12 protein-coding genes and 1 tRNA gene are annotated in these 12,962 nt (G+C 73.7%); 6 read left to right on the top strand and 7 right to left on the bottom strand.

The features are described from left to right. Positions 1-24 precede the first annotated feature (24 nt). Both cobF and AC0B9F_RS06580 read right to left on the bottom strand, forming a co-directional pair. Positions 25-798 carry a precorrin-6A synthase (deacetylating) gene (gene cobF / locus AC0B9F_RS06585; RefSeq protein ID WP_471999214.1) on the bottom strand — a complete coding sequence of 258 codons (774 nt, stop codon included), beginning with the start codon at positions 796-798 and terminating at the stop codon, positions 25-27. Between the two features lie 48 nt (positions 799-846). Beyond that, a complete protein-coding gene (locus AC0B9F_RS06580) occupies positions 847-1,395 on the bottom strand; it encodes a DUF309 domain-containing protein (protein ID WP_471999213.1) in 549 nt (182 codons plus the stop codon). 104 nt (positions 1,396-1,499) lie between these two features. On the opposite strand from AC0B9F_RS06580, the gene AC0B9F_RS06575 reads away from it, so the two are divergent. Continuing rightward, positions 1,500-1,573 (top strand) — tRNA-Pro (locus AC0B9F_RS06575). Between the two features lie 77 nt (positions 1,574-1,650). On the opposite strand, the gene AC0B9F_RS06570 is transcribed toward AC0B9F_RS06575, so the two are convergent. Continuing rightward, positions 1,651-2,415 (bottom strand): IclR family transcriptional regulator, encoded by a 765-nt coding sequence (locus AC0B9F_RS06570; protein WP_471999211.1) that lies wholly within the window; start codon positions 2,413-2,415, stop codon positions 1,651-1,653. A 238-nt stretch (positions 2,416-2,653) separates the two neighbouring features. Here AC0B9F_RS06570 and AC0B9F_RS06565 point away from each other — a divergent pair, with 238 nt between their 5' ends. Beyond that, positions 2,654-3,499 (top strand): class I SAM-dependent methyltransferase, encoded by an 846-nt coding sequence (locus AC0B9F_RS06565; protein WP_471999210.1) that lies wholly within the window; start codon positions 2,654-2,656, stop codon positions 3,497-3,499. An 80-nt stretch (positions 3,500-3,579) separates the two neighbouring features. On the opposite strand, the gene hutH is transcribed toward AC0B9F_RS06565, so the two are convergent. Continuing rightward, positions 3,580-5,115, bottom strand: coding sequence for a histidine ammonia-lyase (hutH, locus tag AC0B9F_RS06560; protein WP_471999208.1), 1,536 nt, complete (start codon positions 5,113-5,115; stop codon positions 3,580-3,582). Positions 5,116-5,134: 19 nt separating this feature from the next. Beyond that, positions 5,135-6,574 carry an amino acid permease gene (locus AC0B9F_RS06555; RefSeq protein WP_471999206.1) on the bottom strand — a complete coding sequence of 480 codons (1,440 nt, stop codon included), beginning with the start codon at positions 6,572-6,574 and terminating at the stop codon, positions 5,135-5,137. A 217-nt stretch (positions 6,575-6,791) separates the two neighbouring features. Here AC0B9F_RS06555 and AC0B9F_RS06550 point away from each other — a divergent pair, with 217 nt between their 5' ends. Beyond that, complete coding sequence (locus AC0B9F_RS06550) at positions 6,792-7,595, top strand: IclR family transcriptional regulator (RefSeq protein ID WP_471999205.1); 804 nt, start codon at positions 6,792-6,794, stop codon at positions 7,593-7,595. Positions 7,596-7,623: 28 nt separating this feature from the next. Here the strand turns inward: AC0B9F_RS06550 and hutC are convergent, their stop codons facing one another. Then, positions 7,624-8,379 (bottom strand): histidine utilization repressor, encoded by a 756-nt coding sequence (hutC, locus tag AC0B9F_RS06545; RefSeq protein WP_471999203.1) that lies wholly within the window; start codon positions 8,377-8,379, stop codon positions 7,624-7,626. A 282-nt stretch (positions 8,380-8,661) separates the two neighbouring features. Between hutC and hutU the strand changes: the two genes are divergently transcribed. The 3 genes from hutU (at position 8,662) to AC0B9F_RS06530 (ending at position 12,150) form a co-directional block, all read left to right on the top strand. After that, positions 8,662-10,338, top strand: a complete 1,677-nt coding sequence (gene hutU, locus AC0B9F_RS06540; RefSeq protein WP_471999201.1) for a urocanate hydratase — start codon at positions 8,662-8,664, stop codon at positions 10,336-10,338. Continuing rightward, a complete protein-coding gene (hutG, locus tag AC0B9F_RS06535; RefSeq protein ID WP_471999198.1) occupies positions 10,335-11,429 on the top strand; it encodes a formimidoylglutamase in 1,095 nt (364 codons plus the stop codon). The genes hutU and hutG overlap by 4 nt, the downstream gene beginning before the upstream one ends. Positions 11,430-11,547: 118 nt before the next feature. Next, positions 11,548-12,150 carry a GNAT family N-acetyltransferase gene (locus AC0B9F_RS06530; RefSeq protein ID WP_471999196.1) on the top strand — a complete coding sequence of 201 codons (603 nt, stop codon included), beginning with the start codon at positions 11,548-11,550 and terminating at the stop codon, positions 12,148-12,150. Positions 12,151-12,207: 57 nt separating this feature from the next. On the opposite strand, the gene AC0B9F_RS06525 is transcribed toward AC0B9F_RS06530, so the two are convergent. Then, positions 12,208-12,939 carry a TetR/AcrR family transcriptional regulator gene (locus tag AC0B9F_RS06525; RefSeq protein ID WP_471999194.1) on the bottom strand — a complete coding sequence of 244 codons (732 nt, stop codon included), beginning with the start codon at positions 12,937-12,939 and terminating at the stop codon, positions 12,208-12,210. Positions 12,940-12,962 lie beyond the last annotated feature (23 nt).

Here is a 12,962-nt window from a genome sequence, read left to right as displayed (position 1 = left end):
GGCCCGGTGGCCCGGGCGGGTGTGTCAGGTGTCCTTCGGGTTGCGGCGCAGCAGATACGTGTCCATGATCCACCCCTTGCGCTCCCGCGCCTCGGCCCGCAGCCGCTCGATGCGCGGGGCGGCCTCGGCGATCGGGCCGGAGGCGAGGATCTCGTCCGGGGTGCCGAGGTAGGCGCCCCAGTAGATGTCGATGTCCTGGTCGAGGTACTTCCGGAAGGCCTGGTGCGCGTCGAGCATCACGACCACGTCGTCCACGCCGTCCGGGAAGCCTTCCGCCAGCCGCCGCCCGGTGGTGATCTGCACCGGCCGCGCGACCCGGTTCAGTCCCGTTCGGTGCCGGGCCACGAGCGAGGAGACGCTGCTGATGCCGGGCACGACGTCGTAGCCGAAGGCGACCGCGCCCCGCTGAAGCACCTCGTCGAGGATCGCGATCGTGCTGTCGTAGAGCGCCGGGTCGCCCCACACCAGGAACGCGCCGGTCTCCTCCTCGCCCAGCTCCTCGGCGATCAGCCGCTCGTAGATGCCCGCGCGGGCGCTGCGCCAGTCCCCGACGGCCGGCGAGTACGCGGCGCCGCCTGCGCGGCGGTCCCGCTCCGGGTCGCGCGCCTCGACCACCCGGTAGCCGCCCTCGGGTATGTGCGCCTGAAGCATGTCCCGGCGCAGCCGCACCAGGTCGTTCTTCACCTCGCCCTTGTCGAGGACGAAGAACACGTCCGTGGCGCGCAGCGCCTTGACCGCCTGCAGGGTCAGCTGGTCGGGATCGCCGGCACCGATCCCGATGACATGAATCTTTCGCACGCCCCGAGTCTGCCGTACGCCACTGACAGTGACCGCACCGCCCGCCGGTCACCGCAGCCGGGGCGCACACTCCCGGGCGTCGACGGGCCCGCCGCCGGCCTCCACCACCGCGGCCAGCTCCCGCGCCCACCCGGCGAGTGAGCCCAGGTCCATGCCGTACGGCCGCCCCCGGCCGGTGTCCGCCGCCCACTCCTCGACGGCGCCGGCCCCGCGCCGCAGCAGCCGCGCCCCGCCGGCGGCGTTCCCGCGTGCCGCGTGCGTGAGGCCCACCGCGAGCTGGGCGAGCCCGCGCCACAGCGTCCGCTCCTCCGGCGGCCCCGACTTCCAGGCGTCCTCGAACACCTCGTGCGCGTGGAACGGCTTGCCCTCGTCCAGCAGCGCCTGCGCCTCGGCCACGGACTCCTCCGGGGCGCGCACCACCCCCTCCGGCTGCCGGGCCACACCGGGGGCGCCGTAGGGCAGGGGCCGGCCCAGCCCGTCCCGGGGCCGCGCGTTGCGCGCCCGCCCCTCGCCGTCCCGGTCCCGGGCACCGGCCGGGCGCAGGGGAGAGGTGCCGTCGCCGGATGCCGTGCCGTCCGTGTCCGCGGTGCCTGCCATGGCTCGATTGTCCCGTGCGGTCCGTGCCCCCTTCGGCCCGGCCCCCGGTGTGGGGTAAAGTGCTGTTCGCGCGATCACGCGGGACAGCCGTGGGTCGGCGCGGCCGGGACGTGGCGCAGCTTGGTAGCGCACTTGACTGGGGGTCAAGGGGTCGCAGGTTCAAATCCTGTCGTCCCGACTTTGCGAAGTCGCAGGTGAAAGGCCGTTTCGGAGTGATCCGGAACGGCCTTTCCCGTATGCCCCGGGCAGCACACGTCAGCCCGCCACGCCGCCCACCCGGCGGGTCAGCTCGCGGGCGACCCGGCCCACCTCGTCGGCGATCCGCAGTCGCTGCGCCTCGTCGACCTGCCCGCCGGGGAAGGTGACCGCCACCCCGGCGATCGGGTGGGCGCTGTGGTCCAGCACGGCGGCGGCCACCGAGGAGAAGCCCGTCGTGATCTCGTCCTCCTCCGTCGCGTAGCCACGCGCGCGTACCTCCGTCAGCAGGTGGCGCAGCGCCGACAGCGACGTCGGTCCGAGGTCGTTGCGGCGCACGAACGTCGAGGCGTCCGGGAACAGGGCCCGCACCTGCGCCGCCGGCAGGCGTGCCAGGACGGCCCGGCCGCTGGCCGTGAGGTGGGCGGGCAGCCGTACGCCGACCTCGGTGACCAGCGGTGGACGGCCGGGAGCGCGCTCCTCGATGACATAGACGACCTCACGGCCGTGCAGCACCGCCAGATGCGCGTTGTGCCCGGTGCGGTCGACGAGCCGGGCGAGCGGCACCCTCGCCAGGCGTTCGAACGGCGCCTGGCGGCTGTAGCCAGAGCCCAGTTCGAACGCGCTGACCCCGAGCCCGTACCGCCGCTCCTCCGGCAGATGCACCACGAATCCCTCGCGGGCGAGCGTGTCGAGGAGGTGGTACGTGGTCGACCGCGGCAGGCCGACGTCCCGGCTGATCGCCGCGGCGGGCACGGGCCCGGCCTGACCGGCGAGGTAGCGGAGGATGGCGAGGACCTGTGCGGCGGCTGGTACGACGGACATGGCGCGAGCGTACGTCCGCCCGGGCGCTGCGGACGGACGCCCTCCGCGACGTCTCGGATACGAGACGGATCACCGGGCCGCCATGGCGTCCGGGGTGTGACCTGCGGCTTGACGGACGCCATGGAGCCCGCCGCGGTGAGGCGGGGGCCCGGCGGGCGGCTCGCCGAGACTCTTCCGGGCGGGGCGGCCGGCCCCCGGTCCGCCTCCGCGCGTGCCCTCGCGTCCCTACGATGCGTGCATGACCGACTACGAGGTGGGTGCGGCCGACGAGGACATCGCACCGGCGGTGCGGGACGTCTACGGACCCGTGGACCTGAGTTCGGTGCCCGCGTTCGCGGGCGGGTTCATCAACTTCGGGGACTGGCAGGGGATGCCGCTGGACCGCCCGCTGAGCACCGAGGACCGGGTGCGCAGCGAGCGGAATCTGTACCGGCGTGTGCTGCGCGCCCTCGCCCCCGTGGCGGGGCGCAGCCGCGCCGTCGAGGTCGGCTGCGGGCTCGGGCTCGGCGCGGCGCTGGCGCTCACCGAGTTCGGGTGCGCGGCGGTGACCGGCGTGGACGTCCACCCCGAGCAGCTGGCGCGTGCCCGCGCCACGCATGCCGACCTGCTCGCGCGCGAGCCGAAGCGGCTGCGGTTCGTGCGGGGCGCCGCCGAGCGGATGCCGTTCGGGGACGGGGAGTTCGACCGTCTGTACTCGGTGGAGGCCGCGCAGCACTTCCAAGACCTGACCGCCTTCGCGCGCGAGTCCGCCCGGGTGCTGGGGCCGGCCGGACGGCTGGCCGTCACCACCTTCTTCGTACCCGACGCCGCCCCCGCGAAGGCCGCCGCCCTCGCCGAGCGCCTGGACAGCTTCGCGACCGGCCTGGACCGGCCGCACCCGCTGCCCGCGTTCCTCGGCGCCCTGCGCGACACGGGCTTCGCCGAGGTCCGAGCCGAGTCGATCGGTGACCAGGTGTGGCCCGGCTTCGACCACTTCCTCGCCGGGGTCGACCTGCCCGCGACCTGGCCGCGCAACTTCCTCGGCACGTACCGGGACGGTCTGCTCGACTACTACGTGATCACGGCCCGGCGTCCCGGGCACTGAGGGCGGAACGCCGCCGCGAAAGCGTCCGGCCCCGGCCCGCCGAGGTGGCGGGCCGGGGCCGGGAGGGTGAGCCGGGCGGGTTACGCCAGGGTGCCCACCGCGGCCTCCGCCCTGGACACGGCGGTGCCGGACGAGACGTACGCGAACGTGGCCTCGATCTCGGGCGCCAGCCAGCGGTCGGGGCCGGGGCCCGCCACGACCTCGCGCAGACCGTCGCGCACCGCGGCCGTGCCGGGCGCGGGGTCGAGCGGGGAGCGCAGGTCGAGGGCGCGGGCGGCCGTGTACAGCTCGACGGCGAGGACCCGGGTGAGGCCGTCCACGGCGCGGCGCAGCTTGCGCCCGGCCGACCAGCCCATGGAGACGTGGTCCTCCTGCATGGCGCTGGAGGGGATCGAGTCGACCGACGCCGGCGCGGCGAGCCGCTTCAGCTCCGAGACGATCGCCGCCTGCGTGTACTGGGCGATCATGTGCCCGGAGTCGACGCCGGGGTCGTCGGCGAGGAACGCGTTCAGCCCGTGGTTGCGGGCGGTGTCCAGGAACCGGTCCGTGCGCCGCTCGGAGATCGACGCGAGGTCCGCCACCGAGATGGCGAGGAAGTCCAGTACGGCGGCGACCGGCGCCCCGTGGAAGTTGCCGTTGGACTCCACCCGCCCGTCGGGCGTGACGACGGGGTTGTCGACCGCGCCGGCCAGCTCACGGGAGGCGACGAGCTCGGCGTGCGTCAGCGTGTCCCGCACGGTGCCGTGCACCTGCGGCGAGCAGCGCAGCGAGTAGGCGTCCTGCACCCGGGTGCACTCGGGACCGCGGTGGCTCGCCACGATGCCCGAACCGGCGAGCAGCGCCCGCAGGTTGGCGGCGCTGTCGGCCTGCCCGGGGTGCGGCCGCAGCGCCTGGAGGTCGGCGGCGAACACCGCGTCCGTGCCGAGCTGCCCCTCGACGCTCATCGCGGCGGTGATGTCCGCGACCCGCACCAGGCCCCGCAGGTCGTGGCAGGCGAGGACGAGCATGCCGAGCATGCCGTCGGTGCCGTTGATGAGGGCGAGCCCCTCCTTCTCCCTGAGCACCACCGGGCTGATCCCGGCGTCCGCGAGCGCGTCGGCGGCGTCCCGCAGCTCCCCGCGCGCGTCCCGCACCCTGCCCTCGCCCATGACGGCGAGCGCGCAGTGCGCGAGCGGCGCGAGGTCGCCGGAGCAGCCGAGCGAGCCGTACTCGTGCACCACCGGCGTGATTCCGGCGTTCAGCAGCGCCGCGTAGGTCTCGGCGACCTCGACCCGCACGCCGGTCCGGCCCGTCGCGAGCGTCGACAGACGCAGCAGCATCAGTGCGCGGACGACCTCGCGCTCGACCTCGGGCCCGGAGCCCGCGGCGTGCGAGCGGACCAGGCTGCGCTGGAGCTGCGCGCGCAGCGCGGTCGGGATGTGCCGGGTGGCCAGGGCCCCGAACCCGGTGGAGACCCCGTAGTGGGGCACCACGTCGTCCGCGAGGCCCTCGATGACCTCACGGCTGCGCGCGATCTCCTTCAGCGCGTCCTGGGCGAGCACGACGGGTGCGTCATGGCGGGCGACCGCGACGACGTCTTCGGGGGACAGGGGGCCGACATTCACTTCCACGTTCATGACTTAATGAACTCCCATGTCAGCGCCGCGCCGCGACGGTCCCGGCGGAGTTGGTGTCCGGTATCCCAGACGTTTCGCCGGCCGCCGCGCCGGTGGCGGCGTGCAGCCGCGGACGCAGCCACACCGCGTACACCGCGCCCAGCAGCGCCAGCCAGACCGCCCCGACGACCAGCGCGATGCGGGTGTCGGCGGAGAACGCGAGCAGCACGAGGACGGCGACCATGAACACGACGGCGGCGATCTGCCCGTACGGCCACAGCGGCGCCGGGTAGCGCAGTCGGGCCGCCTCCTCGGGCGTCATCGCGCGGCGCGCCCTGACCTGCGCCAGCAGGATCATCAGCCACACCCACACGGTCGCGAACGTCGCGATGGAGGAGATGACGACGAACACCTGCCCCGGCATCACGTAGTTGAGCACCACGCCCAGCAGCAGCGCCGCCATCATGATGACGACGGTCGTCCACGGCACGCCGTTCTTCGACAGCCTGCGCAGCACGGCGGGTGCCTGACCGCGCTCGGCCATCCCGTACATGACCCGCCCGGCGGCGAAGATGTCGCTGTTGATCGCGGACAGGGCGGCGATGATCACGATGACGTTCAGTACGGCCGCCGCGGACTTCACCCCGATGCTCGCGAAGATCTCCACGAACGGGCTGCCCTCGGCGCCGACGTGCTGCCACGGCGACAGCGACATGAGCACGGCGAGGGTCAGGACGTAGAAGAGCACGATCCGCAGCGGGATGGAGTTGATGGCGCTCGGGATGGTCTTCTCGGGGTTCTGCGCCTCACCCGCGGTGACGCCGATGACCTCGGTCCCGCCGAAGGCGAACATGACGACGGCGAACGACATCACGAAGCCGTGGGCGCCGTGCGGGAAGAAGCCGCCGTTGCTCCACAGGTTCGACACGCTCGCGTGCGCGCCGCCGCCGGAGATGCCGAACACGAGGATCGCCAGACCGGCGACGATCATGGCGACGATGGCGACGATCTTCGCGAGGGAGAGCCAGAACTCCAGCTCGCCGAAGGCCTTCACACTCAGCAGGTTCATCGCGCCGACGACGGCGACGGCCGCCAGGACCCAGATCCAGCGCGGCACGCCCGGGAACCAGAAGCCCATGTACACACCGAGCGCGGTGACGTCCGCGAGGCCGACGATGACCATCTCGAAGGCGTACGTCCAGCCGGTCGCGAACCCGGCGAAAGGTCCCAGGTACTTCGTCGCGTACTCTCCGAACGAACCGGCGCACGGCTGACTCACCGCCATCTCGCCGAGCGAGCGCAGCACCAGGAAGACGGCGGCGCCGCCGATCAGATACGCGAGCAGCACGGCGGGCCCGGCGGCCTGGATCGACGACGACGAGCCGTAGAACAGCCCGGTGCCGATGGCGGAACCCAGCGCGATGAAACGGATGTGCCGCGCGGTGAGCCCCCTGCTCAGTGCGGCCTTGACGGTGCTCAAGGAAAGACCCTCCTTGGGTGGGGCGTCCCGGTCCGGGCCGCGGCCGCACACGGACGGCCGGGGCGGGGCGGACGGGGAGACGTGCAGACGGGGGGACGGGGCGTGCAGACGGGGAAGACCGGGCCGGCGCCGCGTGGCGCTGCGGCCATCGACGGAAACCGGTCGGGGAGGGCCCCTGTATATTCCTGTATAGACAGGAGGGTCAAGAGGTGGACCAATGACCGGACAGACGACCGCATCCAGCAGCACCTCGCCCGCCGTGGGGCGCGCGCTCGACATCCTGCTGCATCTCGCCAGCCGCTCCCGCCCCGTCCGGGTCGCCGCGCTCGCCCGTGACCTGGGCATTCCGCGCTCGTCCGCCTACCACATCCTGAACGTCCTCGTGGACCGCGGCTTCGTGTCGTACGTGCCGAAGGAGCAGGCGTACGGGCTCGGCGTCGCGTCGTTCGAGATCGGCTCCGCCTATCTGCGCCACGAACCGCTCGAGCGGCTGGCGCGACCCGTCCTGCGCACGCTCGCCACGCGCCTCGGGCAGACCGTCCATCTCGGTGTCCTGTACGGCGCCGAGACCGTGTACCTGCTCAAGGAGCGGCCGCCTAGCGGGTGGTCGGCGGACGTGGACGGCGCCCTCGTCACCGACATCGGGGTGCGCCTGCCCGCCCATCTGACGGCCAGCGGGCGGGCGCTCCTCGCGTACGCGCCGCCGGCCCAGGTGCGGGCGCTGTTCCCGCGCCCCGGCGATCTCGTCACCCGGACCGGGAAGGGGCCCCGCTCGCTCACCGAACTGCTCGCCCTGCTCGCGCAGGACCGGCAGCGGGGCTGGTCGGAGGAGGTCGAGCTGGTGTCGGAGGGGTTCCGTTCGGTGGGGGTCGCGGCCTTCGACCACAACGCCCTGCCGGTCGCCGCGCTCAGCAGCACCTGGCGGCGGCACTACTCGCGGCACGAGGAGGAGTACGTCCGCGAGGTGCTCCGCCAGGGGGCGGCGCGCCTGACGGCGGCCGTGTCCGGTCGCGCGCCCTGAACAGGCCGGCGGGCCGGGGCCAGGCCCCTCAGCGCGTCTCGAACGTGCCCTGCAACCGGTAGCGGGACCCCGGATGCAGCAGGCGCGCGACGCTCACCAGCGCGTCCTGCGACCAGGTGCGGCGCTGGATCAGCAGGCACGGCTCGGACCGCCCGATGCCCAGCAGTCCCGCCTCCTCCGGCGACGGCAGCACGGCCTCCACGATGTGCTCGCCCCGGCCCAGCGGCGCCACCTCGGACAGGAACGCGTTCGGGGTGCGCCGCGTGAAGTCCTGGTCGAGATAGCCGGGCGCGAACCGCGGATGCACGTACCGGTCCTCCAGCTGGATCGGCACGCCGTCCTCGATGTGCACCAGCCGGGAACGGAAGACGGTGTGCCGCACGCCCAGCCCGAACTGGGCGGCCAGATCGGGCCCCGCCTCCTCCTCGCACAGCTGAAGCACCCGCGCCCGGTGGCGGTGGCCGCGTCCGCGGACCTCGTCGGCGATGTCATGCACCTCGACCAGCGCGGACGTGCCCTTGCCCGGGGCCACGAAGGTGCCCACGCCCATGACCCGGCGCAGCACCCCCTGCGTGCTCAGTTCCCTCAGCGCCCGGTTGACCGTCATACGGGACAGACCCAGCGACTCGACGAACCGGTTCTCCGAGGGCAGCGCGTCGCCCTCGCGCCACCGGCCGGTGGCGATCTGCTCGGTGACGAGGTCCTTCACGCGCTGGTACGCGGGCAGCGAGCCGGCGGTCCGCTCCTGGTACAGCCGGGCCAGCTCCGCATCCCTCGCGGTCAAGCCGCTCACCGTCCTCGTCGTGTTCGGGTCAGGCCGGAATTCTAGGCCGGACCGTCCTGACCGCCCTCCCGCGCACGCCCTCGCTCCGGGCGGCGTTCCCGCCCCCCTCACGCCGTACCCGTCTCGGATGCGAGAAAGCCGGACCGGGACGCTGGTTCCGCGGCGCCGCGTCGCCTGTCATGGAGGGTGTCGCCCCGGCCTCAGCTTGTCGGCAACATCCCCCTTCCCGCCTGTTCGGCTCGCCCTTCGGCCTGCCCGGACGCGACTTCCCCTGGAGGCACCATGACCGGCGTTTCCCCGGACTCCCGCACCGTCCGCGCCCCCCGCGGCACCGACCTGAACTGCCTCGGCTGGCAGCAGGAGGGCGCGCTCCGGATGCTCATGAACAACCTCGACCCGGAGGTCGCCGAACACCCGGAGAACCTCGTCGTCTACGGCGGTACCGGCAAAGCCGCGCGCAACTGGCCCGCGTACGACGCGATCGTGCGCACCCTGAAAACGCTGAAGGACGACGAGACGCTGCTGGTGCAGTCCGGCAAGCCGGTCGGCGTGATGCGCACCAACGAGTGGGCGCCGCGCGTGCTGCTCGCGAACTCCAACCTCGTCGGCGACTGGGCGAACTGGGAGGAGTTCCGCTCCCTGGAGGCCCAGGGGCTGACCATGTACGGCCAGATGACGGCCGGGTCCTGGATCTACATCGGCAGCCAGGGCATCCTTCAGGGGACCTACGAGACGTTCGGCGCCGTCGCCCGCAAGAAGTTCGGCGGCAGCCTCGCCGGGACCATCACGCTCACCGCCGGTCTCGGCGGCATGGGCGGCGCCCAGCCGCTCGCCGTCACGATGAACGAGGGCGTCGCGATCTGCGTCGACGTCGACCCGACCCGCATCGAGCGCCGGATCGCCCACCGCTACCTCGACGTCGCCGCCGAGGACCTCGACCACGCGCTGAGCCTCGCCATCGAGGCCAAGGAGGCGGGCCGGGCACTGTCGATCGGCCTGGAGGGCAACGCCGCCGAGGTGTTCCCGAGGCTGCTGGAGATGGACGCGCCGATCGACATCGTCACCGACCAGACCTCCGCGCACGACCCGCTGGCGTATCTTCCCATCGGGGTGAGCGTGGCCGAGTGGCACGAGCTGGCGCAGCGGGACCCGGCCGCGTTCACCGAGCGCAGCCGGTGGTCGATGGCCCGGCACGTCGAGGCCATGGTCGGCTTCCTCGACAAGGGTGCCGAGGTCTTCGACTACGGCAACTCCATCCGCGACGAGGCCCGCAAGGCCGGCTACGAGCGCGCCTTCGCCTTCCCCGGCTTCGTCCCGGCCCACATCCGCCCGCTGTTCGAGGAGGGCCTCGGCCCCTTCCGCTGGGCCGCCCTGTCCGGTGACCCGAAGGACATCGAGGCCACGGACCGGGCCGTCCTGGAGCTGTTCCCGGACAACGAGCACCTGCACCGCTGGATCAAGATGGCGGGCGAGCGCGTCGCGTTCGAGGGGCTGCCCGCCCGCATCTGCTGGCTCGGCTACGGCGAACGGCACCGCGCGGGCCTGAAGTTCAACGAGATGGTCGCCTCCGGGGAGCTGTCCGCCCCGGTCGCGATCGGCCGCGACCACCTCGACTCCGGTTCGGTGGCCTCCCCGTACCGCGAGACCGAGTCGATGCTCGACGGCTCCGACGCCATCGCCGACTGGCCGCTGCTCAACGCGCTCGTCAACACCTCCTCCGGCGCGTCCTGGGTGTCCATCCACCACGGCGGCGGCGTCGGCATGGGCCGCTCCCTCCACGCCGGCCAGGTCTGCATCGCCGACGGCACCGAACTGGCCGCCCGGAAGCTGTCGCGGGTGCTGACGAACGACCCCGGCATGGGCGTCATCCGGCATGTCGACGCCGGCTACGAGCACGCCGCCTCGGTCGCCAAGGACCGCGGGGTGCGCATCCCGATGGCGGAGACGGACCCGAAGTGAGCGACACCCCGTACACCGCCGTGACTCCTGTCGTCGACGTGGCGCCCGCGCCCTGGACCGGCCGGGACGACGGACCGGGCGCCGACACCCTGCGCTGGCACCACGCGGTCGTGCCCGGCGAAGCCGCCGTCGCCGAGGAAAGCCTGGCGTACGACGGAAGCCCGGCGTGCGACGAAAGCCCGGCGTACGACGAAAGCCCCGCGTACGACGGAAGCCCCACGCACGACGAAAATCCCGCGTACGACGCCGCGTTGGTCGGGTTCCGCAGCGACGAGGGCGTCCGTCGCAATCAAGGCCGCCAGGGCGCGGCGGATGGTCCCTCCGCACTGCGCCGCGCCCTGGCCTCCATGGCACTCCCGCACCCGCTGCGCGCCCTGGACGCGGGCGATGTCGCCGTCACCGACGGCGACCTGGAGGAGGGCCAGCGCCGGCTCGGCCGGGCGGTCACCCCGCTGGTCGACCGGGGCGTCCCCGTCGTCGTGCTCGGCGGCGGCCACGAGGTGGCCTACGGCAGCTACCAGGGCCTGGCCGCCAGCCGCGCGGTGCGGGGCGGCGCGCGGCTCGGGGTGCTGAACCTCGACGCCCACTTCGATCTGCGCGACGACCCCGTGCCCAGCTCCGGCACCCCGTTCCTGCAGATGGCGCGGGACGAGGCCGACCGCGGCCGGGCGCTGAACTACTGGGTGCTCGGCATCAGCCGGCCCAGCAACACGGAGCGGCTGTTCCGCACGGCGGCGGGGCTCGGGGTGCGGTATCTGCCGGACACCGCGTGCGGGTTGCTCGACCGGCTGGGCACCGACCGGTTCGTGGAGGAGTTCCTCGCCTCCTGCGATCTCGTCCATCTCAGCGTCGACCTCGACGTCCTGCCCGCCGCGACGGCGCCCGGGGTCAGCGCGCCGGCCGCGTACGGGGTCGCGATGGAGGTCGTGGAGCGGGTCTGCGCCCGCGTCGCCGCCAGCGGGAAGCTGGCGCTGTGCGACGTCGCCGAACTGAACCCGGCGCTGGACGCGGACGACCGCACGGCACGCGCCGGAGCCCGGCTGATCCACACCGTGCTCACCACCGCGAAGGGCGCGCCGTCCGCGCGGTGACGACGCACCGTCAGCGGGCGGCGTACGGCTCGCCGTCGGGACCGTCCGCGGGGACGGTCCCGACGGCGTGATCGCGGATGCGGCTACCCTGAACGGTGGCCCCGACGGAAGGAGCGCGGTGATCCCCGTCCCCGCGGAAACGATGGTGGTGACCTACCCCGAGGAGGCCGTCCCGGCCGGGCTGCGGCGGCAGGTACGAGCGTTGCAGGAGGAGGCCTGGCCGTCCTCCGACGAGGCGTCGGCGGCGTCCCTCGCGCCCGTCCACGACCCCGCGCTGCGGCCGGTGTCCATGCTGCTCGTGTCCGGCGACACGGTGCTGGCGGCGCTGGACGTGCTGACCAAGAAGATCACGCACGCCGGGCGGCGCTGGGCGGCCGGCGGGCTGAGCACGGTGGTCACGCGGCCCGAGGCACGCGGCCGGGGGCACGGCAGACACCTGGTGAGGACCGCGCGTGAGGCGATGGCCGGACAGGGCCTGGAGGTCGGCCTGTTCACCTGCGACCGCCCGCTCCAGGCGTTCTACGAGAGCGCCGGCTGGCAGCGGCTGCCCGGCGCCGTCCTGGTCGGCGGGACGGCCGACTCGCCGTTCCCCAGCGACTGGTCCGCCTTCGACAAGGTCACGATGGCCTGCTTCTTCACCGCCGGCAGCCGCGCGGCCGAGCCGTCGTTCCACGACAGCCGGATCGCGCTGCACTCGGGCAGGATCGACAAGCTCTGGTGATCCGCCCACACCGGGAGCGCGACCGGCGCGCCGGCCTCAGCGGGCGGTGCGCCGGCCTCAGCGGCCGGTCGGCCCGCTGCCGGTGAAGCGGTCGAGGAGGGCGTCCAGCCCGGCCGCCAGCCCGTCCGGCCCGCCCCGTTCGGCGAGCGCCGGCGCGGTGCGGCGCAGGGTGGGCAGCTCCTGCGACGGCAGACGGTGCAGGCCCAGCCGGAAGGCCGGGTCGGGCTCGTCGGGGTTGTCCACCATGGGCCGCAGCTCGACCGAGACATAGCCGAGCAGCCAGGCGACGCAGGCCTGGAAGGCCACGGCGCTCGCGGCCTCGTCCAGGCCGGCCTCCTCCAGCAGGGCGAGCACCCGCTCGTGGCTGCGGAGCACCGGCAGCGGCCTGCGGGCCATCGGCACGGCCAGCAGCCGGGTCGTCAGCAGCGGCACCGCGTGCGGGTGGGCCAGGCACACGTCGTACAGCGTCCGGGCGAAGCGGTGCAGGCCCGCGCGCCAGGCGGGCGTGTCGTCCGGGGCCGGCTCCGCGGCGTCCAGGCGTTCCTGCAGCTCCAGGTGCATGGCCTCGACCAGGCCGTCCAGCAGGGCTTCCTTGCCCTCCGCGTACCGGTACAGGGCCATCGCCTCGACACCGAGTTCCGCGCCCAGCCGCCGCATGCTCAGGGCGCCGAGCCCCTCGCGGTCGACCAGTTCCAGCGCGCTGGCCAGCACCCGCTCCCGGGTCAGCCGGCCGTAACGGCCCCGGTCGCTGGCGCGCCGTGCCGGGGTGGTGTCGGGATTCTTCGCCATGGACCGCCTCCTCGTGACTTGAC

This window comes from Streptomyces sp. NPDC097129 (assembly GCF_055668065.1).
This window is presented reverse-complemented; position numbering and strand designations above follow the sequence as displayed.

Coding starts and splice junctions, on each gene's coding strand:
- AC0B9F_RS06580 (WP_471999213.1), bottom strand. CDS start 1,395: ATGGCAGGCACCGCGGACACGGACGGCACGGCATCCGGCGACGGCACC.
- AC0B9F_RS06570 (WP_471999211.1), bottom strand. CDS start 2,415: ATGTCCGTCGTACCAGCCGCCGCACAGGTCCTCGCCATCCTCCGCTAC.
- AC0B9F_RS06565 (WP_471999210.1), top strand. CDS start 2,654: ATGACCGACTACGAGGTGGGTGCGGCCGACGAGGACATCGCACCGGCG.
- hutH (WP_471999208.1), bottom strand. CDS start 5,115: ATGAACGTGGAAGTGAATGTCGGCCCCCTGTCCCCCGAAGACGTCGTC.
- AC0B9F_RS06550 (WP_471999205.1), top strand. CDS start 6,792: ATGACCGGACAGACGACCGCATCCAGCAGCACCTCGCCCGCCGTGGGG.
- hutU (WP_471999201.1), top strand. CDS start 8,662: ATGACCGGCGTTTCCCCGGACTCCCGCACCGTCCGCGCCCCCCGCGGC.
- AC0B9F_RS06525 (WP_471999194.1), bottom strand. CDS start 12,939: ATGGCGAAGAATCCCGACACCACCCCGGCACGGCGCGCCAGCGACCGG.